Source organism: Lentzea sp. NPDC036949 (genome assembly GCF_055608075.1).
Genome location: NZ_JBVJRA010000002.1, coordinates 78,255 through 98,898, shown reverse-complemented (window position 1 = coordinate 98,898; position 20,644 = coordinate 78,255). Strand labels below are relative to the sequence as shown.

Here is a 20,644-nt window from a genome sequence, read left to right as displayed (position 1 = left end):
TCGGCTCAGCCGTGCAGGCGTTCGGACTGCGAGTCGAGCCGCCCGTCGAGCCGCCGCCGCAGCATCCCCGCCCACGACTCGGGCAGCACCCCGGCGTGCCGGAGCAGGTGCCGGGCACCCTCCCGGTCACCGCGGTCGAGGTTGACGACGCGGTGCACCTCCGCGGCGGTGATGCCGTGCATCGGCGTGCTCACCGGGATCAGCCGGTCGCCGTGCACGAGGTGTCCCGGCTGGAGCACCCGGCAGTAGAAACCGGTGCGGCCACTGCGTTGCGCGCGCACTGCCAGGTCGTCCACCCCGTGCCGGGCGGCGAGCTTGAAGCAGGGCCGCCGGGGCTGGGACACCTGCAGCAGCACCGATCCGACGGAGTACACCGCACCGATCACCGCGTCGCTCTCCAGCAGTCCCGACGTCGTGAGGTTCTCACCGAACGCGGGCATCGCGAGCTCACCGATCTCCTCGCTCCAGGTGGTGTAGTGCTCGGCGGAGTACAGCAGGACCGCCTTGTTCGGCCCGCCGTGGTTCTCCACGTCCCCCTGCTCGTCCCCCTCCAGACCGAGGCGGCCGACCTCCACCCGGTGGGGCGTGGGCGTTTTCGCGATGGCGGTGGTCACCGCACGCCCCCGCCACGGCAGCTCCCGCACGACTCCGGTGGACACGACCACCACGTGAGCGTCGCTCATCGGGTCTCCCCCGTTTTCTTGAACTGATCCGGACTGGTTGATCGAAGCGGGCCGAGCATGCCACAATCTTGCTAGGAGTCCTAACTATTCGTTGTCGATGAGGAGCCCGCCTTGACCGCTGACGACCTGGTCGCCGCGTTGCGCGGAGCCTCGTTGAGGGTCACGAAACAACGGCTCGCCGTGCTGTCCGCGCTCGGCAGCCATCCGCACGCCGACGTCGAGCAGCTGGGCCGGGCCGTCCGCGCGGACATCGGATCGGTGTCCACCCAAGCGCTCTACGACGTGCTCACGGCGTTGACCGACGCACGGTTGGTGCGCCGGCTGGACACCGGCGTGCCGGCCCGCTTCGAGCTGCGCGGTCACGACCACGACCACCTGGTGTGCCGCGGTTGCGGCGCGGTGGCCGACGTCGAGCGCGGCGAGCACCCGGCTCCACCGCAGTTCCCGCAGACGCACGGTTTCCGCGTCGACGAGACCGAGGTCGTGCACCGGGGGCTGTGCTCCCCGTGCCACCTCGCAGCCCAGAACCCCTGACCCGAGAAGGTTTCCCTGATGGCGTTCGAGGACAACACCGACCCGCTGACCACCGCCGCCGGCGCACCGGTCGCCGACAACCAGAACAGCCTCACCGCGGGTCCGCGCGGCCCGGTGCTGCTGCAGGACCTGTGGCTGCTGGAGAAGCTCGCGCACTTCGACCGCGAGGTGATCCCGGAGCGGCGGATGCACGCGAAGGGCTCCGGCGCGTTCGGCACGTTCACCGTCACCGCCGACCTGACCGCCTACACCAGCGCCGCGTTGTTCAGCGCGGTCGGCAACCGGTGTGAGACGTTCCTGCGGTTCTCCACGGTGGCGGGCGAACGCGGCGCTGCCGACGCCGAACGCGACATCCGCGGCTTCGCCACCCGCTTCTACACCGCGGAGGGCAACTGGGACGTGGTGGGCAACAACACGCCGGTGTTCTTCTTCCGCGACCCGCTCAAGTTCCCCGACCTGGCGCGCGCCGTGAAGCGGGACCCGCGGACCAACCTGCGCGACCCCGAGAACAACTGGGGCTTCTGGACGAACCTGCCCGAGGCGCTGCACCAGGTGACGATCGTGATGAGCGACCGCGGCATCCCGCGTTCCTACCGGCACATGCACGGTTTCGGCTCGCACACCTACAGCATGGTCAACGCCGACGGCGTGCGGCACTGGGTCAAGTTCCACTTCCGCACCCGGCAGGGCATCGAGAACCTGACCGACCAGCAGGCCGGTGAGCTGATCGGCCGGGACCGCGAGTCGCACCAGCGCGACCTGTACGACGCCATCGAACGGGGCGAGCACCCGGCCTGGACGCTCTACCTCCAGGTGATGCCGGAGGCCGACGCCGCGAGCTACCGCTTCCACCCCTTCGACCTCACCAAGGTGTGGAGCAAGAAGGACTACCCGCTCATCGAGGCGGGCGAGCTGCGCCTGGACCGCAACCCGGACAACTACTTCGCCGACGTCGAGCAGGTCGCGTTCACCCCGGCGAACGTCGTGCCCGGCATCTCGCTGAGCCCGGACAGGATGTTGCAGGGCAGGCTGTTCTCCTACGGCGACGCGGCGCGGTACCGGCTCGGCGTGAACCACCACCAGATCCCGGTCAACCACCCCAACGGCGCGCGGCTCGTGAACACCTACCACCGCGACGGCGCCATGCGGGTCGACGGCAACCAGGGCGGCGTGCCCGGCATCCAGCCGAACAACCACGGCCGCTGGTCCGAGCAGCCCGCCTACGCCGAGCCGGCCCAGGCCGTCGGCGCCACCGCGGACCGGTTCGACTTCCGCGCGGACGACGACAACTACTTCGAGCAGCCCGGCGACCTGTTCCGTCTGATGACCGGCGAGGAGCAGCAGCGGTTGTTCGACAACACCGCGCGGGCGATCAAGGGCGCGCGCAGGGAGACCGTCGAACGGCACGTCTTCCACTGCGGCCAGGCCGATCCCGCGTACGGCGAGGGCGTGCGCAAGGCGTGCGAGGCGATCGGCGCGTTGTGAACCGCCCCGCGCGGCCCGGTCAGGACGGGGCGTAGCGGGCGAGGACCGTCCGCACCGCCTCGTCCACCGAGTGCGCCATCGCCTTCGCGGTCGGCGCCCAGTTCACCAGCAGCATGCGCGGCCAGAAGGCGAAGTTCGAGATCATGCCGAGGAACTGGGTGGCGGCGAGGACCGGGTCGGGCACGGTGAGGGTGCCCGCCCCGGACTCGGCGGCCAGGTAGTCGCGCACGGCGTCGAAGAACGGCTGCTTGCCCAGCCGGAACTGGGTCTGGCCGAGCTCGGGGAACCGCGGCGCCTCCGCGATGACGATCCGGAAGAGCGCGACCATGCCCGGCCGGGTCAGCAGCGCCACGTACCGGTTGCCCAGGGCGGTCAGCCCGGCTCCCGGGTCGCCGGGCGGTGGTGTGAGCGCGCCGTCGTCGCTCCGCCAGTAGTCGGTGACGATCGCGTCGAAGAGCTCGGCCTTGGTCGGGAACTGCTTGAACAGCGTCGCCTTCGACACCCCGGCCGCGTCGGCGATGCGCGCCAGGGAGGTCTTGTCGTAGCCGGACTCCAGGAACAGCGCGGTGGCGGCGTCGACGATCGCCGCCCGCTTCTGCTCGGCCATCCGCTGGTGGTAGGTCGACACCTCGCCATTGTGCCACGAGGTGAGTCACTTGACTCACCACCGGACCGCAGCCTACCGTTCCGAGGTGAGTCACTCGACTCACCATTAACGGAGGTACCGATGCGTTTCCAGGGCAAGACCGTGTTCATCACCGGGGCGACCGGCGGGATGGGGCGCAGCCACGTGCTCGGCTACCACGCCGAGGGCGCGAACGTCGTGGTCGCCGCGCGCAACGGCGACGCGCTCGCGGCCGAACTGGGTGAGCGCGCCCTGTCCGTGCGCCTCGACGTCACCGACGAGCAGGCGTGGCAGGCGGCGGTGCGGGCGGCGGAGGAGCGGTTCGGGCCGGTCGACGTCCTGGTCGGCAACGCGGGGGTGCAGCACCCGGCGGCGTTGGTCGAGGACACCGACCGCGCGGTCTGGCAGCGCACGCTCGACGTCAACCTGACCGGCCAGTTCCTGGGTGTCAAGCACGTCGCGCCGTCCATCCGGCGCGCGGGCGGCGGGTCGATCGCCATCATCGCCTCGACGATGGCCAACGTCGGATCGCCCTATTACGCGCCGTACGCGGCCAGCAAGTGGGCGTTGCGCGGTCTCACCCGCACCGCCGCATTGGAACTGGGCCGCGACCGGATCAGGGTCAACTCGATCCACCCCGGTGTCGTGGCCACCCCGCTCATCACCGAGCCCGTCGCACCCGGTCAGCCCGCGATCGGCGACCTCTTCTCCCCCGCCGGCTACGCCGTGCCGCGGCTGGCCGAGCCCGCGGAGATCACCGCCGTGCTGCTGCACCTGACCTCGGACGAGGCGTCGTTCACGACCGGTGCGGAGTTCGTCGTCGACGGCGGGTTGCTGCTCGGGCCGGCACTGGCCGCCTGACGAGCTCCTGCACGACTCTGACCAGGTCTTTCATCGGCGGAGCAGCGCGAAACGCGCGGTATGCCTCATTCGCGTCGGGGTTTGCGGGTGGGGCCACCGGGTAGGACGAGCCTTTCGGCGATCGGAGGGCACACAGTGGAACCCAGCTCCCTGCTGTACACCGGAGCGGGGCTCGCGACACTGGCCGCCGCGCTGCTGCCGCGGTTGCTCGCCCGCGCACCGGTCTCGATGCCGATGCTGTTCCTCGGGGCGGGTGCGCTCACGTTCTCCGTCGTGGACACGTTGCCGAACCCCGATCCCGACGAGCACGCCACGGTGCTGCTGCACCTCACCGAGATCTGCGTGATCATCTCGTTGATGGGCGCGGGGCTCGCGCTCAACCGGGCGGTGAGCCTGCGCGGGTGGGCGACGACCTGGCGGCTGCTCGCGATCACGATGCCGTTGTCGATGCTCGCCGTCGGGCTGCTCGGCTGGGGTGCGCTCGGGCTGGGTGTCGCGTCGTCGGTGCTGCTGGCGGCCGCGCTGGCGCCGACCGACCCGGTGCTGGCCAGCGAGGTGCAGGTCGCGGAACCGGCCGAGAACCCGGAGGACGACACCGGCGAGGACGAGGCGCGGTTCGCGCTCACCTCGGAGGCGGGGCTCAACGACGGTCTGGCGTTCCCGTTCACCTACGCCGCCGTCGCGATCAGCATCGCGGGTGCCGCGCCCTCGGCGTGGCTGGGGCACTGGCTCGCCGTGGACGTGCTGTGGCGGCTCGCGTGCGGCTTGGCCGTCGGCGTCGCCGTGGGCTGGTTGCTGGGCAAGCTGTTCTTCTCGGTGCCGTCGGAGAAGCTGCGCCTCGCCGAGCACGCGGAGGGGTTCGTGGCGCTCGCCGCCACGTTCCTCGCCTACGGCGTCACCGAGCTGGCCGAGGGTTACGGGTTCGTCGCGGTCTTCGTGTGCGCCTGCACGATCAGGGCCGCGGAACGCCACCACGGCTACCACCAGGTGCTGCACCGCTACGTCGAGCAGGCCGAGCGGATGCTGACGGTCGTGATCGTCTTCCTGCTCGGCGGTGCCGCGGTCAGCGGGCTGCTCGCGGGCCTCGACTGGCGCGAGATCGCGGTCGCCGCGGTGACCCTGGTGCTGGTCAGGCCGCTGGCGGGGTGGATCGGCCTGCTCGGCGGCAAGACGGGTTCGCGCGAGCGGACCGTCATCGCGTTCTTCGGCGTGCGCGGTGTCGGCTCGCTGTTCTACATCACCTACGCCTTGCAGGAGGGGAACTTCACCGGGCACGACACGATCTGGCGAATCGCCGGGCTGGTGGTCATCGGTTCCGTTCTCGTGCACGGGCTGTCGGCGTCGCCGGTGATGTGGCTGCTGGACCGCAGGCGGCAGCAGAAGGGCGGCGCGGCAGCGGCCACGACCCCGGTCTGAGCCCGCGCCGACCGTCCACGGCAGGCATTCCCGGTGCTCCCACATTGTGATCAGGAACTTTCGCCGTGCGAAAAACCTGAAACGAGGACTACAGTCCAAGGAAGCGGTTGAGCCTGCAGCTGCGTCCTTCCTCCAGCAGGAGGTCGCTCCACGGCGAGGAGGCTCTGCCATGGCGAACACTTTCCATTGCCCGCTGCACGTGCAAAGAGAGGTCAACGGGCTCGCGATCGTCGTACGCGCCGACGGGGACCTGGACCAGGACACAGTCGAGACACTGCACAACGAGCTCCAGATCGCCCTCGCGATGGCGACGGCACCGTTCCCGGTCGTGGTCGACCTGAGCCGGGTCACGTTCTTCGGCTCGGCCGGCATCAACGAGCTCGTGGTCCAGCACCGCGCCGCGCGGGCCGCGGGCGTTCCCCTGCGGGTCGCCGCCGCTCACCGGATCGTGCTGCGGCCCATCACGGCATCCGGAGTGGATCAGCTGCTGGCGCTGTACCCGGACGTGGAGCAAGCCCTTTCCGCTGGCCGGAGCGCCAGGTCGGCCGGGTGACCCGGTCGGCGGCACGCCCGGCCTGCGGTCCGGAGTGGACGGTGCAGCCACCCGCGGGCCGCTCGGCCGCCGCGCTGAACGCGAGCCGGTGCTCGCCGATCCAGATGGAGTCGCCGTCCCGCAGCACGGCCTCGTGCACGGGGCTGCGGTTGACGTAGGTGCCGTTGAGCGAGCCCAGGTCTTCGAGGACGACCACGCCGTCCTCCCACCGCACCTGCGCGTGCCGCCGTGAGACGGTCATGTCGTCGAGGACGATGTCGCAGTGGGGTCCGCGTCCGATGAGCAGGCCCCGCTCGGTCAGCGGGACGGTGACCGGGTGCTGCCCGGTGGTCGTCAACGCTGCGGTCGTCAGCACCGGTGTGCTCGCCTGCACGAGTTCGCCGATCATGCCGGAACCCGCCGTTCCCTTCGCTCTTCGCTGAGCCGGCACTCCCCGTGCCCGAGTGCCGAGTGTAGTGGGCTCCGGCGGCACATGAGCGCGCCCCTGGACCGTCGGGGACTGATCGGCGGCAGGGCGCTGGGCCGTCTGATGGATCTTCCCGAACCGGGGTTTGAACGGGTGACGCCACCGGGCACTGGAGAGCACCTGTGTGCGGATCGATCCCGGAGCGGTGAAGAACATGATGGCGTCGTACTGGGAGACCGCTCGAACGGGGTTCACCGCGTTCGTGGGCGTCGGCCTGCTGGTGCTCGCTCCCCTGGTTTTGTTGCACTACCTGCGTTTCGGGCGTGTGGAGCCGCGCCGTGCGTTCGTGCTCTACGGCCTGCTGGCCTACGGTCTCGTCGCTCTGGCGCTGATCTTCCTGCCGTTCCCCGCGAACCGCGTGGAGGTCTGCCAGGGCGAGCAGATGCTCTCGCTGGTGCCGTTCCAGTGGGTCACCGACATGAACAACAACCTGTCGGCCAACGGGCGCTCCGGCATCGTCGCGATGGTGACGTCGCAGGCGTTCATGCAGCAGATGTTCAACGTCGCGCTGTTCGTGCCGCTGGGCGTGGTGCTGCGCAAGGCGTACCGCAGGGGCCCGCTGGCCGTGATCGCGATCGGCATGGGCATCTCGCTGGCCGTCGAGGTCGTGCAGTACACGGGCAACTTCGGCTACTACCCCTGCCCGTACCGCATCTCCGACGTGGACGACCTGATCTCGAACACGGCCGGTGCGCTGGTGGGCTGGATGCTCGCCCCCGTCGCACTGGTGGTACCGACGGTGCCCGGTTCGGAGGACTCCGCGGCCCCCACCGGCACGGTGACCGTCCCGCGCCGGCTGCTGGCGCTTGCCGTCGACCTGCTCCCGGTGCTGCTGCTCGCGAAGCTCGTGCTCCCGGACCCGCGCTGGGCGGTGCTGGCCCTGGTGGCCCTGCGCGTCGTGCTGCCGGCGGCGACCGGCGGTGCCACCCCCGGCAGCTGGCTGCTGCGCTACCGCACCCGCCGCGAGGACGGCACCCGCGCGAACCCGCTGCAGATCGCCATCCGCGAACTGCTCGGCGTGACCGGTCTCGTGACCTACGCGACCGTGGTGTCGCCGTGGCTCGGTGCCGGCCGGTTCGACCTGGTCGTGGTGGCGCTGGTGGTCGTCGGGACGTTCGTGTTCCCGGTGTTCCGCCGCGACCAGCGCGGCTGGCACGAGCACGCGGCGCGCACGCGGGGCGTGCGGGATTCGGACCGCGTGGAGGTCCCGGTGGAACGGGAGCGTGAGGATGCGCCTGCGGCCGGGTGAGGTGGAGGCGGCCGGCTGGCGGGTCGTGCCGCTCGGTGAGGTGGTCCGGCGACTGGTCGGGGTTGGAGGCGGCGGGTCGGCGGTGGAGGTCGGTGTGCGACCGACCGCTGGCGGCCCCTCCGGCGCTCACCAGCCCGGCCTCGTCCCGCGGCCCGTGATCGTCGGCATCGACGGCCGCGGTGGCGCCGGGAAGTCCGCCCTGGCCGAGCGGCTGCACCACGCCGTGCCGCGGTCGTGGGTGGTGCACACCGACGACATCGCCTGGAACCAGGCGTACTTCGACTGGGCCGGACTGTTGACCGAGAACGTCCTGCGGCCCCTGCACCGCGGCGAGGCGGTGGAGTTCCGCCCACCGGCATGGGTCGCGCACGACCGGCCGGGCGCGGTCGTGGTCCCCGCCGGGGCCGACGTGGTGTGGGTGGAGGGCACGGGCGTCGTCCGGGCGGAGCTCGGGCCGTGGCTCGACGCCTCGGTCTGGGTGCAGGGCGACCTCGACGAGCAGGAACGCCGCCTCGTGGCGCGCGACGGCGACTCGCCCGAGCAGCAGCGGCACGTTGCCGCGTGGCTGGCCGAGGAAGTGCCGTTCCTGGAGCGCGAACAGCCCTGGCTCAGGGCCGCGGTCGTCGTGAACGGGACCCCGGAGCTGCCGCACGACCCCGCTACCGAGATCGTGGTCGCCGCCTGACCTCGTCCTGATCAGGGCGTCCAGTCGGGCGAGCGGCCCAGCAGGGCGAGGACGCGGCGCATCGGGTCGGTGTCCCGGGTGACCAGCGCGGGCGCGAAGGCCGCACCGGGCTGGAGCCGGCCCTCCCCGTCCGGCACGGCGAGCGCGATCCGCAGCGCGGGTTCGGCCAGTTCGGGTGCGAGCCGGTGGCCGAGCCCGAGCGAGCGCGCCACGTCCCAGCCGTGCACTACGTAGTCGATCAGGTGGAACCCGATCGCCTGCACGGCCGGAAACCTCGTCACCGGGGCGAACTCCGGCAGCTCGAACTCCTCCACCGGGTCGGCGAAGGCGGCGAGGAGGTCGCGTGCGGCGGCGGCGTGGTCGGACGGGCTCGCGAGGCGGGCCTCCCACGCCGTGCGGTCCCCTCCCCCGCCTCGCGCGGCGGCGGCGAACCCGCGGTGTTGCGCGGTCATGTGGGCGAGCAGGTCGGCGACCGTCCACCCGGCACACGGCGTCGGCCGCTCCAGGTCGTCGTCCCGGACCTGGTCGACGGTTCGGACGCTGTCCAGCACGGCGGTCCGGTGGAGTTCGAGCAAATCAGTAAGCACACGCATACGATATGCAGACGCTTATCATATGCGCAAGGCTATGATGTCGATCATGACCGGTCGGCGGGACCTCGCGGCGATGATCGCCCCGCTGCAACGCGCGCTGATCGCCGCCGAGCAGCCGGTGCTGAGCGCGCACGGGCTGAGCATGTGGGGCTACGTCGTGCTCGACGCCCTCGACGGCCAAGCGGTGCGCACGCAGGCCGCGCTGGCGGAGTTCATCGGCGCGGACAAGAGCCGCATCATCGCCGTGCTGGACGACCTGGAGGCGGCAGGCCTGCTGGAACGCACTCGCGACCCGGCAGACCGGCGCGCACGCTTCGTCGCGATCACCGACGAGGGGCGCCGCAAGCACCACGCCGTGCAGGCGGACATCCAGCGCAACGAGGACCGCGTGCTCGCCCAGCTCCCACCCGCCGACCGCGAGGCGTTCCTCCGAGCACTGGCCGTGCTGTCCGCACAGGTCAGCGGCTGAGCCGCGCCCGCAGGATTCCCTCGACCGCCTCGACGAACGTCTCCCCGACCGGCCCGGGATCGGTGAGGCACCCCGCCGCCATCGCACCGTCGCGCAGCATGACGAGGTGCCGCGCGTCGAGCTCGACCGGCGAGTCGCCGACCCGGGACAGCAGCTCCGCGACGGTGTCGTGGAACCACTGGCGGTGGTTCAGCACCGCGACGTGCACGGGGTGCGCGGGGTCGGGGTACTCGGCCGCGGCGTTGAGGAACGCACACCCGCGGAACCCCTCGGAACGGATGTGCGCGGCAATCCCCCGCGCCACCGCCCGCACCGCCTCGACGTCGTCGGCCGCAGCGGCCACACCGGCTTCGAGCTGCTGCCGCGTCGCCCGGTCCGCCTCACCGAGGTAAGCGACCAGCAGGTCGTCCTTGCCGGCGAAGTGCCGGTACATCGTCGCGCGGGTCACCTTCGCCTCGGCCAGCACGCGGTCCACGCCGACCGAGTGCAGCCCCTCGGCGTAGAACAGCCGGCCGGCGGTCCCGAGCAGGCGGGTGCGGGCATCAGACACGCGGGTCATGCTCCCGACGCTAACAGAGAGAACGTTCGTTCTTGACAACCGCGTGCCGGTCCTGCCAGTCTTCAAAAAGTAGAAAGAACGTTCTCCCTACCTCAAGGACGATCCCGTGAGCACCAGCACCGCGTCACCGGCCACCCTCGCCCCCGCACTCCGCACGCTGTACTTCGCCCGCTTCGGCTTCGCGCTGGTGTGGGCGGTGCTGCTGATGCTCACCGCCACGACGATCGGACCGATCAGCGGCACGCTGCTGGTCCTCTACCCGCTGTTCGACGTGGCGGCGGTCGTGGTGGACAGCCGCACGTCCCGCACCGGACGCGCGTCGTGGGGCCTGTACGCGAACATCGCCGTCAGCACGATCGCCGCGGCCGGGCTGGTCGTCGCGGTGACCTCCGGCATCCCGGCGGTGCTGACGGTGTGGGGCGCGTGGGCCGTCGTGTCCGGCGTGACCCAGCTCGTCGTCGCCGTGGTGCGCCGCGGTCTCGGCGGGCAGTGGCCGATGATTCTCAGCGGTGCGATCTCCACGCTCGCCGGTACGTCGTTCATCGTCCAGGCCGGCAGCGACGGGGCGACGTTGACCACCCTCGCGGGGTACGCGGGGATCGGCGGGATCTTCTACCTGGTGTCGGCGCTGCGGCTGGGCAAGGCGCGCGGCTGACCGGGAGCGGGTGCCCGCCTCGGACCGGGGCGGGCACCCGGCCGGCTCCGGGCGCCGCTCGTCCGTCCACCGGGCTTCCGGTTCCCGCCCGTCTACCCCGGCAGCTGGATTTTGACCGACACTGAAGCCATCGCGAGCTTCGCGACCTTCGTCGGCCAGGCGGGCGCCGTACGATGCGGTGGGCGGGCGTCAGGACCGCGCCTGTGGAGGCTGTGCAAGATGAGTGATCGGGAGCTCGGGCTCTCCGCGCTGGTGGACGACCTGCCGGTGGTCGTGTGGCAGGGCGACGCGAGTGGCCGCGCGGTCACCTTCTTGTCCGGCAACGTCGAACGGCTGCTCGGGTACCCGGCGCGGCGGTGGCGCGAGGACCCCGGGTTCTGGGGGCAGGTCACGCACCCCGACGACCGCGAGGAGAGCGAACGGCGGCGCTGGGGTGCGGAGACCGACTACGAGACGGTCTACCGGGTGCGCACGGCCGCGGGCGAGTTCATGTGGGTCATGGAGCAGGCGCGGGTGCGCGGGCCGGTTCGCAGCGGGGTGCTCGTCGACGTCACGGCGCGGCAGGCCGAGGCGGAGCGGCAGCGGTTCCTCGACGACCTCGACCGGGAGTTGCAGCGGCTCGACGACGCCGAGGAGCTCATGGCGTTGGCGACCAGGATGCTCGGCGAGCACATGAGTGTCGATCGGTGTGCCTACGCGCGCGCAGAGGCTGACGAGAACCACTTCGTCATGAGTGGTGACCACGCCACAGGGTTGCCGCCGTTGCCTGGGCGGTTCGCCATGCGTGGGTTCGGCGCCGGTGCGTTAGCGGCCATGCGCGCGGGTGAGCCGTGGGTCGTGCACGACGCGTTCAACGACACACGGATCGAGAGCGACGACCTTGCCGCTTACCGCGTCACGGGCATACGTGCGGTGATCTGCCTGCCGTTGTTGCGCGGTGGACGGTTCGTGGCGGCGATGGCGGTGCACCAGGCCCATGTGCGGCATTGGACGCGCGACGAGATCGACCTCGTGTCGGTCGTGGTGAACCGGTGCTGGGAGTCGATGCAGCGCGTGCACGCCGACCGGGCGTTGCGGGACAGCGAACGGCGGCACCGCAAGCTCGTGGAGCGGGCCACGGACGCGATCTGGTTGCTGGACCAGGAGATGCGGTTCGTGTCGGCCAACCCCGCGACCGAGCACCTGCTCGGCCACCGGCCGGAGGACCTGCTCGGCACGCCGATCACGGACCTGCTCGTCGACGGCCTGCCCGCCGACCTGTCCGGGTCCGAGGTCGTCACCCTGCGGCACGCCGACGGCACCGAGATCGTGCTGGAGCTGAGCGTCCAGGCCACCCCGACCGGGCTGCAGGCGATCGGCAGGGACGTCACCGAACGCCGTCGCGCGGAGGCCGAGCGCGAGCTGCTGCTGCACCGCGAGCACGAGATCGCGGCGGCGTTGCAGGAGAGCCTGCTGCCGCGGCAACTGCCGGCGCTGCCCCGGCTCGCCACGGCCGCGCGGTACCTGCCGGCCGCGCAGCACTCGCAGATCGGCGGCGACTGGTACGAGGTCGTGCCGCTCGGCGAGTCGCGCGTCGGGCTCACCGTCGGCGACGTCGTGGGCAAGGGACCGGCCGCCGCCGCGGTCATGGGACAGCTGCGCAGCGCGCTGACCGGGTTCCTGCTCGACGGGCACTCCCCCGCGGAGTCGTTGCGGCGCCTGGACGTCTTCGCGGCGCGCGTCAACGGTGCGGCGGGCAGCACGTGCGTGTGCATCGTCTTCGACTGGCAGGCGGGCGAGCTCTGCTGGGCCTCGGCGGGCCACCCGCCGCCCGTGGTGGTCGACCGCTCCGGCGCCCGGCCTCTGACGGACGGGGTCGGTGCGGTGCTGGGCGCCGGGACCAGCCCCGTCCCGCAGCACTCGGCTCCGCTGCCACCGGGCGCCTCGGTCGTGCTGTACACCGACGGGCTGGTCGAACGCCGTGACGAGGTGCTCGACGAGGGCGTCCACCGGCTCGTCTCGGCCACCGAGACGGCGGCGGACCTCGCACCGGACGCGCTGGTCCAGCTGATCATCGACGCACTGCTCGCCAAGGGCCAGGACGACGACGTGGCGCTCGTCGTCGCACGGCACCTGCCCGCACCGCTGCGGCTCACCGTGCCCGCGGTGCCGGCGGAGCTGGCCGGTCTGCGGCACACCGCCACGAGGTGGGCCGAGGTCGTCGGGCTGTCCGAGGACTCCGTCTACGACCTGGAGCTCGCGATCGGCGAGGCCGCGGCGAACGTCGTCGACCACGCCTACCCCGAGGGCGGCGGCACGTTCGAGACCCGGCTGGAGTCCACCGGCCGCGGCGTGCGGGTGACGGTGACCGACCGGGGCCGCTGGCGCCCGCAGCCGGCCGACCGCGGCCACCGGGGCCGCGGCCTCGACATGATCCGCAAGCTCAGCGACACCGTCGACCTCTCCGCCGGAGAGGAGGGCACGACCATCCGCTTCCACGTGCCGCTCGTGCCGCTGGAGTCCACACCGGACGTGAAGCCCGGCGCGAGACCGCACCACGCACCGCCCCCGGCCGTGACCGGGCTGACCGAGCACGCGGACGGCGACGTGCAGCGGATCGCGCTGACCGGTGACCTCGACATCGCCACGGTCGAGGACCTGCGCACCCCGCTGCTCGCGCGGGTCGGCGCCGCGGACGACCGGCCGGTCCAGGTCGACCTCACCGACCTCGACTACCTCAGCAGCTCGGGCATCGCGTTGTTGTTGCACGCCAAGGCATCCGCGGCCGCGCACGGGCGGGCGCTGACCCTGCTGGCGGCGGCCGGCAGCGCACCGGCCCGCATCCTGCACCTGTCCGGGCTGGAGCACGGCACCCGGCCCTGACCGGTCACTCCGGCGCGGCGCAGTCCACGAGCGCGAACACCGTCTTGCCGCCCTCGCGCGGGCGGTGACCCCACTGGCGGGAGATGCGGTCCACCACGACGATCCCGCGCCCGCGGTGCTCGCCCAGGCGGGAGCGTCCGTACACCGGTTCGAACGGCGACTCGTCGTCCACCTCGACGGTGATCGAGCACGGGTCGGTCCGGTGCAGGATCCGCAGCCGGCCGGTGCCGGGGGTGTGGTCCAGGACGTTCGTGACGAGCTCGGTGACCACGAGCTGCACGTCGTAGAGGTGGTCCTCGTCGAGGACGTGCAGGGCGGCGGTGACCTCGCGCCGCAGCGCGGACAGCGCGAGACCGGGCGCGACGGGGAGGTCCACCACGAGTGCGGTCACGGGCACCGCCGCAGCAGCACCAGGGCGATGTCGTCCTGCTTGCCCTCGCCCAGCTCGGCCAGCAGCCGGTCGGCGAGCTCGTCCATGTCGGCGGTGTGCGACACGGCGGTGCGCAGCCGTTCCATGCCCTCGTCCAGGTCGACGCCGCGGCGTTCGACGAGGCCGTCGGTGGTCAGCAGCACGAGGGTGGCGCGCGGCAGCGGCAGCTCGGTGGCCTCCGGCCGCTCCAGCCCGACGCCCAGCAACGGGCCCCTGACGTCGGCGTACCGGGCGCCCTGGTCGTCGACCAGCAGCGGCGGCACGTGGCCAGCGTTCGCGACGGCCATGGTCCCCTCCTCGAGGTCCACCAGCAGCAGGCACATGGTCGTGAGACCGCCGGAGGGGTGGAAGCGTTCCAGCAGGGTGTCGACCCGACGCAGGATCTCGGCCGGCCGGTGCCCCTCCACGGCGTAGGCGCGCAGCGTGTGCCGCACCTCGGCCATCACCGTCGCGGCCTGGATCGAGTGCCCGCACACGTCGCCGATGGCGATCAGCATCCGGCCGTCGATCTCGACCACGTCGTAGAAGTCACCGCCGATCTCGGCGTTGCTCGACGCGGGCAGGTACCTGGCCGTCATCGGCAGCTCGGGGTGCTGCGGCAGCACCCGCGGCAACAGGCTGCGCTGCAACGTGAGCGCGAGCGAGTGCTCCTCGGCGAAGGTGTGCAGCCCCTCCGCGGCCAGCGCGGTGGCCTGTGCCAGCTGCCGCAGCAGGTTGCGGTCGGCGTCGTCCACGACGGACTCCGGCGGCACCGCGATGCAGATCGGCGGCCGGCGCGGCTTGGTGCGGGCCAGCGCCGCCGTCACCGGGGCACCTGGCCGCCACGGCACGTCGCGGGCCTCGGCCAGCGTCACGCCGACGCCGGTGCCCAGTGCCGACGTCCACCGCTCGACGTCGGCGATGTCGGGCCGCGGCAGGACCTCCGGCTGGCTGGACCGTGCCGTGGCCACGGAGACCTCGCCGGAGGGGGCGGTCAGGACCGCGCTCGCCTCGGCGTCGAGCACCTCGGCCGCCCCGACCGCCGCGGCCTCGGCCAGCGCGTCGAACGTCGGCGCCGCGTTGATCGCGAACGTGGCGGTGGTCAGCCGGGTGAGCCGGGCTGCGAGGTGCTCGGCCAGTGCGCGGGCCCGGTGGTAGCGCAGGGCGGCCTCGACGTTGGCGAGCAGCTCGCCGGGGTCGAGCGGTTCGGTCAGGTAGGCGTCCGCGCCGCGGGTCAGGCCGGTGACCTTGTCCTCGGGCTCGATGTAGGTCGCCGAGAGCATCACGACCGGGATCGAGCTCGTCCGGGGGTCGGCCTTGATCCGCTCGGTGACGTCGTAGCCGCTCATGTCCGGCAGGTGCACGTCGAGCAGGACCAGGTCGAACGACCCGTCGTCCAGCTCGGTCAGCGCCTGCGCCGCCGTGGCCGCCTCGACGACGGTGTGCCCGCTGCGGCGCAGCCAGCTGCACGCGATGAACCGGCTGGCCTCCAGGTCGTCGACCACGAGGACCCTGGCCGGCCCACCGCCCATGGCCGTCGGGTTCATCGGTCCTCCGTTCTGCGCGCCGTGAGCTGGGCGTCCCTGACCGCCCTGCCCACCGTTTCCGGGGAGATCCGCTCCTCGTGCAGCATCACCGCACCGAGGCCGTGCACGCTGCGGGCGAGACCGCCGGGGTCGTCGCCGCACACGATCACGACCGGCACGCACCGGAGGTCGGGGTCCAGCCGCAGCACCGACAGCACCGCGCTGCCGCTCATCAGCGGCGCGCTGGCGTTCACGAGCACCAGGTCGGGCTGCCGGGCCTTGGCGAGGTTCAGCGCGGACCGGCCGTCCGAGGCCTCGACCACCTCGGCCGCGATGCCCGCCAGCGCGTCCCGCAGCTGCCGGCGGGCCTTCTCGTCGCCGTCCGCGACCAGCGCGCACGCCACCGGGGCCGGCTGGACGAGCTCGTCCTTCGCGGTCGGCAAGGTCAGCACGACCTCGGTGCCGACACCGGGCGTGCTGGTCAGCGCCAGCGTGCCGCCGAGCAGCTCCGCGAGCTTGCGGGCGTAGGACAGGCCGAGGCCGGTGCCGCTCACGCCCGCCTGCAGCGCGTTCGGCACCTGGTAGAACTCCTCGAACACCCGGTCCTGCTCCTCGACCGGGATGCCGATGCCGGTGTCGGCGACCACGAACCGGACCTCGTCGGGACCGGGTCCCGGCTCGGCGGTGAAGCGGATCTCGCCGCGCGGGGTGAACTTCACCGCGTTCGACAGCACGTTGCGCAGGATCCGCACGAGCATCGTCTCGTCGGTCACCAGCGACGGCAGCTCCGGCATCGGTTCGACCACCAGGCTCACGTCGCCGGAGCGCAGCAACGGCCGCACCGCCGAACGCAGCTGGGTGAGCACGTAGTCGAGCGCGACCGGCGCCGGCCGCGGCTGCAGGCTGCCCGACTCGGCCTTCGCGGTGTCGAGCAGCTCGTTGACCAGCGCGAGCAGGGTGGCGGCCGACTCGTTGATGAGGTCCACGTGGTGGCGCTGGTCCTCGGTCATCGGGTCGCCGCCGGGTGCGTTGAGCAGGCGGGTCAGGCCGACCACGGAGTTGATCGGCGCGCGCAGCTCGTGGCTGATGTTCGACCAGAACCGGATGCGGGCGGCAGCCGCGTCGCGCAGCTCGGCGGACTTGGCGTCGAGCTCGGCGTAGAGGGCGACCACGCCCTGGTTGGTCTGCTCCAGCTCGTCGGAGAGCTCCTGGTAGAGCGCCACGACGCCGCGGTTGGTCTCCTCCAGCTCGGCGTTGACCCGTTCCAGCTCCTTGCTCTTGGCCTCCAGGTGCTCCAGCGTCTCCAGCAGCTCCTGGTTCTGCGCGCGCAGCTCGTCCAGCGCGCTGGCACCGGCGGTCTCGCGCAGGTCCCGCAGCAGGCGCTCGTCGAGCACGACCGCGTGCTGCACGTTCTTCGCGAGCGTCACGCCGGTGGGGCTCACCCGCAGCTCGTCCATCAGCCTGCGCGCGGTGTCCCAGCCCGGTCCCGCGTCGCTGACACCCGCACCGCCGGCCTGCCAGGTCAGCTCGACCAGCAGCACCGGTGCCGGGTCGCGGCGCAGCCGGAAGACCGCGGTCGCGGCCACGTCCTGCCGCACCAGCTCCCGGCCGACGTCGCTGAGCGCGGTGGCCAGCCGGACCTGGTTCTGCCCGTCGAGCCCGGCGGCGGCCGCGACCTGGCGGCCGCGCTGACGCAGCAGGAACACGTCCCGCTCGTCGCCGACCACGAGGCGCAGCAGTTCGGTCGTGGTCATGCCGGTCTGGCCACGAGCACGCAGGCGTCGTCCTTGCGCACGCCGGCCTCGCGCAGCAGGGTCGCGGCGATCAGCACCGGCGGGTCGGTGGTGAGGTCGCTGCCGTGGCCGGGGCCCCAGCGCTCGGTCAGGCCGTCGGAGTGCAGCACCACCACCGCCCCGTCCGGCAGCAGGTAGTCGAACGCCCTGATCGTGCGGGCGTGGTGGCCGGCGACACCGGGCACCGAGATCATGCCCTGCTTGCGGTCGGGCGTGAGGACCGCGGCGGCGATGTTGCCCAGCCCGGAGAACCGCACTGTCCGCGCGACGAGGTCGACGTCGGCGACCGCCACCGCGCCACCGCGGGTGCCCCGCAACGCGGCGTGCAGCCGGGTGACCACCTGTTCGGGCGGCATGTGCGGGAGGTCGCGGAAGAGCCGCACGGCGGCGTCGGAGGCCGCTGCCGCCAGCGGGCCGTGTCCGGACCCGTCGCACATCAGCAGCGTCAGCCGACCGGCGCGCCGGCACACCGCGTAGGCGTCACCGCAGACGTCCTCGCCGCCGATCGGCCTCGTCAGGCCGGCCGCGCTCTCCGCGCCCCACTCGGGTGCCCAGTCGGCGGAAGGGGCGAACCGGGCGACCAGTGCGGTGCCCAGGCCGACGCGGGAGGTCATGGCGCAGGTGGTCGCGAGCCTCGCCACGGCGCCCAGCCCGACGCCGAGGGTGCCGGTCGTGGACTGGCCGTCCTGCCAGGCGAGCGCGATGTCGCTGATGCCCGGTCCGCGGTCCACGGCGACGACCTCGACGGCCGCGTCCCGTTCGCCGCGCACCGACCGGATCACGACGACGCCCTGCCGGGCGTGCTTGTGCAGGTTCGACCCGATCTCGGTGACCGCGAGCCCGATCTCGGCGATGCGGGTCGCCCCGAAGCCGAGCCGTTCGGCCAGCGCGGTCGCGGTGCGGCGCGCCCTGCCGACCTGGGCGGTCTCCTCGACCGGCAGCCAGGCCTCGTCCCGCACGTGCGGGAGGCAGTCCGCCGCGGTCATCTCTTCCACTTGACCACCGTCACGACCGTGCCCCTGCCGACCTCGGTGTCGAGGTCGAACTGGTCCACCAGGCGGCGGGCGCCGCTCAGGCCGAGTCCGAGGCCGCTGCCGCTGCTCCAGCCGTCGGCCAGTGCGAGCGTGAGGTCCGGGATGCCCGGTCCCTCGTCGTGGAACGACGCGCGCACGCCGAGCCGGCGCCCGTCGTCGACCTCCTCGACCCTGGCGAAGCCGCCGCCGCCGTAGATCAGCGTGTTGCGGGCCAGCTCGCTGGCCGCGGTGACGAGCTTCGTCTGGTCGACCAGCGAGAGCTTGGTCTGCTGCGCGTACGCGCGCACCAGCTGGCGCACGCGGACGACGTCGTCGTCACCGCTGATGGCGACCTCTTCCGGCCCGCCGGACCGGGGCGGCATCAGTCGTCCCGCTCGAAGTCGGAGTGCGCGACCACACCCCGGCGCTGCCGGCCGAGCTGTCCCAGGATCTTCATGCCGCGTTCGAGGTCGAGCGCGGTGCGCACGCCGCCGAGCGTGAGGCCCAGCTCGACGAGCGTGATCGCCACGGCCGGGCGCATGCCGACCACGACGGTGTCGGCGTCGAACAGCCGGGAGATGGACGCGATCGTGGCGAACATCCGGCCGATGAACGAGTCGACGATCTCGACGGCGGAGATGTCGATGACGACACCGTGGGCGCCGGTCGAGCTGATCTTCTCGGCCAGGTCCTCCTGCAGCGCGAGCACGCTCTGGTCCTGCAGGTCGATCTGGATGGAGACCAGCAGGACGCCGCCGATCTTCAGGATCGGGACGCGTTCCATCAGCCGACCTCGCGGCGCACGACGTCGACGCCCTCACGACGCAGGGCGTGCCGCAGGGCGTCGGCGAGCGAGGCCTTGGTGACGATGTCGCCGAACTCGATGCCCAGTGCGACGATCGTCTGCGCGATCTGCGGGCGGATGCCGGACACGATGCACTCCGCACCCATCAGCCGGGCCGCGACCACGGTCTTGAGCAGGTGCTGCGCGACCTGCGTGTCGACGGCGAACACCCCGGTGATGTCGATGATCGCGTGCTCGGAGCCGGTCTCGACCAGCATCTCCAGCAGCTTCTCCATCACCACCTGGGTGCGCGCGGAGTCCAGCGTGCCCACCAGCGGCACGGCGAGGACGCCCTCCCAGATCTTGACGACCGGCGTGGTCAGCTCCAGCAGCTGCTCGGACTGCTCGCGGATGATCTCCTCGCGCGCCCGCGCGTACGACTCGAACGTCAGCAGGCCGAGCGCGTCCAGCAGGCCGGAGAACGCCATGACCTGGCGGTGGATCTCCGGGTCCTCGTCGTTCTCCACCAGGGAGAACACCTCGCGCTTGAGGGAGAACACGCTCGACGCGGTCTCCGACGGCGTGAAGCCCGCGCGCACCCTGGACCGCGAGTACTCCTCCAGCTGAGCCTTGATCTCGCCGAACTCCGGCCCGCTCACGTTCCTGCCGTCGTTGCCGACCAGGGGCAGCAGTGCCGCGAAGAACTCGCGGAAGTCGGTCTCCAGCTCCGCCCGCGTCGACCGCCCGCGCAGCAGGGCCGCCACGGCGCCCACCCACTTGTCGATCAAGGGGTCGGCGTTGGTCCGCAGCAGCTCCGTCAAGCGCGGGGCGTGTCCTGCGTCTGCAGTCACTCATGCCTCCTCAGGCGGTGGTACAACCCTGCAGACAGTAGTCGTGGGCGCGGTCGGACCTTCAGGTGGTCGCTGCGTTTAGGGTGCTCCCGCCCGAGGTAAGTCACCCCTGCACAACTTGGACAGAGAGGCACCCCTTGACGACCGGCGGCGACCCTCCTCATACCCCGCACGTCCTGGAGCTGAACGGTGATGTGGCCGACATCCCCGGGGTCCGGCGGTGGGCGGAGTCCGCGCTGCCCGGACTGCACGAGGACGACCTGCTCGACGTGCAGCTGGTCGTGACCGAGCTCGTCTCCAACGTGTACGACCACGGCCGGTTCCCGGCGCGCCTGCGGCTGCACCGCCGCGGCGGTGACGACGGCGTGGAGGTCGTGGTGGAGGACGCCTCGACGACGCCGCCCCAGCTCAGGCCGTCCTCACCCGACTCGGTACGGGGCCGCGGGCTCGTGCTCGTGGACCAGCTGTCCGCGAAGTGGGGTGTGCTGTCGCGGAACGCCGGCAAGACCGTGTGGGCGGTCGTGCCGTGCCCGGAGACCTGCTGAACCCCGCTGGAAGATCGTCGGGAGAACG

The 20,644-nt window shown here is 72.1% G+C and carries 22 protein-coding genes and 1 pseudogene; 11 read left to right on the top strand and 12 right to left on the bottom strand.

What is annotated here, in order from left to right; all coding sequences use genetic code 11:
- Nucleotides 1-5: 5 nt before the first annotated feature.
- Nucleotides 6-683: an MOSC domain-containing protein gene (locus ACZ7CD_RS06530; protein ID WP_470378440.1), complete on the bottom strand. Its 678-nt coding sequence runs from the start codon at nt 681-683 to the stop codon at nt 6-8.
- Between the two features lie 111 nt (nt 684-794).
- On the opposite strand from ACZ7CD_RS06530, the gene ACZ7CD_RS06525 reads away from it, so the two are divergent.
- The gene (locus ACZ7CD_RS06525) at nt 795-1,217 is read left to right on the top strand and encodes a Fur family transcriptional regulator (RefSeq protein ID WP_360384282.1); all 423 of its coding nucleotides are present in this window, start codon (nt 795-797) and stop codon (nt 1,215-1,217) included.
- Between the two features lie 18 nt (nt 1,218-1,235).
- The gene (locus tag ACZ7CD_RS06520; RefSeq protein WP_360384284.1) at nt 1,236-2,702 is read left to right on the top strand and encodes a catalase; all 1,467 of its coding nucleotides are present in this window, start codon (nt 1,236-1,238) and stop codon (nt 2,700-2,702) included.
- 19 nt (nt 2,703-2,721) lie between these two features.
- Here the strand turns inward: ACZ7CD_RS06520 and ACZ7CD_RS06515 are convergent, their stop codons facing one another.
- Nucleotides 2,722-3,330 (bottom strand): TetR/AcrR family transcriptional regulator, encoded by a 609-nt coding sequence (locus ACZ7CD_RS06515; RefSeq protein ID WP_360384286.1) that lies wholly within the window; start codon nt 3,328-3,330, stop codon nt 2,722-2,724.
- Between the two features lie 99 nt (nt 3,331-3,429).
- On the opposite strand from ACZ7CD_RS06515, the gene ACZ7CD_RS06510 reads away from it, so the two are divergent.
- The 3 genes from ACZ7CD_RS06510 (at nt 3,430) to ACZ7CD_RS06500 (ending at nt 6,157) form a co-directional block, all read left to right on the top strand.
- The gene (locus ACZ7CD_RS06510) at nt 3,430-4,188 is read left to right on the top strand and encodes an SDR family NAD(P)-dependent oxidoreductase (RefSeq protein ID WP_360384288.1); all 759 of its coding nucleotides are present in this window, start codon (nt 3,430-3,432) and stop codon (nt 4,186-4,188) included.
- A 135-nt stretch (nt 4,189-4,323) separates the two neighbouring features.
- Nucleotides 4,324-5,604: a cation:proton antiporter gene (locus ACZ7CD_RS06505; protein WP_360384290.1), complete on the top strand. Its 1,281-nt coding sequence runs from the start codon at nt 4,324-4,326 to the stop codon at nt 5,602-5,604.
- A 169-nt stretch (nt 5,605-5,773) separates the two neighbouring features.
- Nucleotides 5,774-6,157: an STAS domain-containing protein gene (locus ACZ7CD_RS06500; protein WP_360384292.1), complete on the top strand. Its 384-nt coding sequence runs from the start codon at nt 5,774-5,776 to the stop codon at nt 6,155-6,157.
- Between the two features lie 76 nt (nt 6,158-6,233).
- Here the strand turns inward: ACZ7CD_RS06500 and ACZ7CD_RS06495 are convergent.
- Nucleotides 6,234-6,545 (bottom strand): annotated as a pseudogene (locus tag ACZ7CD_RS06495) (FHA domain-containing protein); the annotation flags it as partial.
- A gap of 202 nt (nt 6,546-6,747) precedes the next feature.
- Here ACZ7CD_RS06495 and ACZ7CD_RS06490 point away from each other — a divergent pair.
- Nucleotides 6,748-7,872: a VanZ family protein gene (locus ACZ7CD_RS06490; RefSeq protein ID WP_470378439.1), complete on the top strand. Its 1,125-nt coding sequence runs from the start codon at nt 6,748-6,750 to the stop codon at nt 7,870-7,872.
- The gene (locus tag ACZ7CD_RS06485) at nt 7,847-8,557 is read left to right on the top strand and encodes a uridine kinase family protein (protein WP_470378438.1); all 711 of its coding nucleotides are present in this window, start codon (nt 7,847-7,849) and stop codon (nt 8,555-8,557) included. Before ACZ7CD_RS06490 ends, ACZ7CD_RS06485 begins: the two co-directional genes overlap by 26 nt.
- 11 nt (nt 8,558-8,568) lie before the next feature.
- Here the strand turns inward: ACZ7CD_RS06485 and ACZ7CD_RS06480 are convergent, their stop codons facing one another.
- Nucleotides 8,569-9,144: a TIGR03086 family metal-binding protein gene (locus ACZ7CD_RS06480; RefSeq protein WP_470374151.1), complete on the bottom strand. Its 576-nt coding sequence runs from the start codon at nt 9,142-9,144 to the stop codon at nt 8,569-8,571.
- A 52-nt stretch (nt 9,145-9,196) separates the two neighbouring features.
- Here ACZ7CD_RS06480 and ACZ7CD_RS06475 point away from each other — a divergent pair, with 52 nt between their 5' ends.
- Entirely contained in the window at nt 9,197-9,619 is a 423-nt protein-coding gene (locus tag ACZ7CD_RS06475) for a MarR family winged helix-turn-helix transcriptional regulator (protein WP_458432589.1), read from the top strand.
- Here the strand turns inward: ACZ7CD_RS06475 and ACZ7CD_RS06470 are convergent.
- Nucleotides 9,609-10,169, bottom strand: coding sequence for a TetR/AcrR family transcriptional regulator (locus ACZ7CD_RS06470; protein ID WP_360384970.1), 561 nt, complete (start codon nt 10,167-10,169; stop codon nt 9,609-9,611). The two genes, ACZ7CD_RS06475 and ACZ7CD_RS06470, sit on opposite strands and share 11 nt — an antisense overlap.
- Before the next feature lie 115 nt (nt 10,170-10,284).
- On the opposite strand from ACZ7CD_RS06470, the gene ACZ7CD_RS06465 reads away from it, so the two are divergent.
- On the top strand, nt 10,285-10,833 hold the full coding sequence (locus tag ACZ7CD_RS06465) for a hypothetical protein (RefSeq protein WP_458432590.1): 549 nt from the start codon (nt 10,285-10,287) through the stop codon (nt 10,831-10,833).
- Between the two features lie 219 nt (nt 10,834-11,052).
- On the top strand, nt 11,053-13,695 hold the full coding sequence (locus tag ACZ7CD_RS06460; RefSeq protein ID WP_470378437.1) for a SpoIIE family protein phosphatase: 2,643 nt from the start codon (nt 11,053-11,055) through the stop codon (nt 13,693-13,695).
- A 4-nt stretch (nt 13,696-13,699) separates the two neighbouring features.
- Here the strand turns inward: ACZ7CD_RS06460 and ACZ7CD_RS06455 are convergent, their stop codons facing one another.
- Genes ACZ7CD_RS06455 through ACZ7CD_RS06425 form a run of 7 tightly spaced genes read right to left on the bottom strand, consistent with a single transcriptional unit; the run spans nt 13,700 to nt 20,071 of the window.
- On the bottom strand, nt 13,700-14,086 hold the full coding sequence (locus ACZ7CD_RS06455; protein ID WP_360384307.1) for an ATP-binding protein: 387 nt from the start codon (nt 14,084-14,086) through the stop codon (nt 13,700-13,702).
- A complete protein-coding gene (locus tag ACZ7CD_RS06450; protein WP_470378436.1) occupies nt 14,083-15,651 on the bottom strand; it encodes a SpoIIE family protein phosphatase in 1,569 nt (522 codons plus the stop codon). The genes ACZ7CD_RS06455 and ACZ7CD_RS06450 overlap by 4 nt, the downstream gene beginning before the upstream one ends.
- Complete coding sequence (locus tag ACZ7CD_RS06445; RefSeq protein ID WP_470378435.1) at nt 15,648-17,384, bottom strand: ATP-binding protein; 1,737 nt, start codon at nt 17,382-17,384, stop codon at nt 15,648-15,650. Before ACZ7CD_RS06445 ends, ACZ7CD_RS06450 begins: the two co-directional genes overlap by 4 nt.
- Complete coding sequence (locus ACZ7CD_RS06440; RefSeq protein ID WP_360384972.1) at nt 17,381-18,409, bottom strand: ATP-binding SpoIIE family protein phosphatase; 1,029 nt, start codon at nt 18,407-18,409, stop codon at nt 17,381-17,383. The genes ACZ7CD_RS06445 and ACZ7CD_RS06440 overlap by 4 nt, the downstream gene beginning before the upstream one ends.
- A complete protein-coding gene (locus ACZ7CD_RS06435; RefSeq protein ID WP_360384313.1) occupies nt 18,406-18,819 on the bottom strand; it encodes an ATP-binding protein in 414 nt (137 codons plus the stop codon). Before ACZ7CD_RS06435 ends, ACZ7CD_RS06440 begins: the two co-directional genes overlap by 4 nt.
- A complete protein-coding gene (locus ACZ7CD_RS06430; protein WP_360384315.1) occupies nt 18,819-19,220 on the bottom strand; it encodes an STAS domain-containing protein in 402 nt (133 codons plus the stop codon). Before ACZ7CD_RS06430 ends, ACZ7CD_RS06435 begins: the two co-directional genes overlap by 1 nt.
- Nucleotides 19,220-20,071 (bottom strand): STAS domain-containing protein, encoded by an 852-nt coding sequence (locus ACZ7CD_RS06425; RefSeq protein WP_360384317.1) that lies wholly within the window; start codon nt 20,069-20,071, stop codon nt 19,220-19,222. Before ACZ7CD_RS06425 ends, ACZ7CD_RS06430 begins: the two co-directional genes overlap by 1 nt.
- Before the next feature lie 137 nt (nt 20,072-20,208).
- On the opposite strand from ACZ7CD_RS06425, the gene ACZ7CD_RS06420 reads away from it, so the two are divergent.
- Nucleotides 20,209-20,616: an ATP-binding protein gene (locus ACZ7CD_RS06420; RefSeq protein WP_360384319.1), complete on the top strand. Its 408-nt coding sequence runs from the start codon at nt 20,209-20,211 to the stop codon at nt 20,614-20,616.
- The last annotated feature ends 28 nt before the right edge of the window (nt 20,617-20,644 follow it).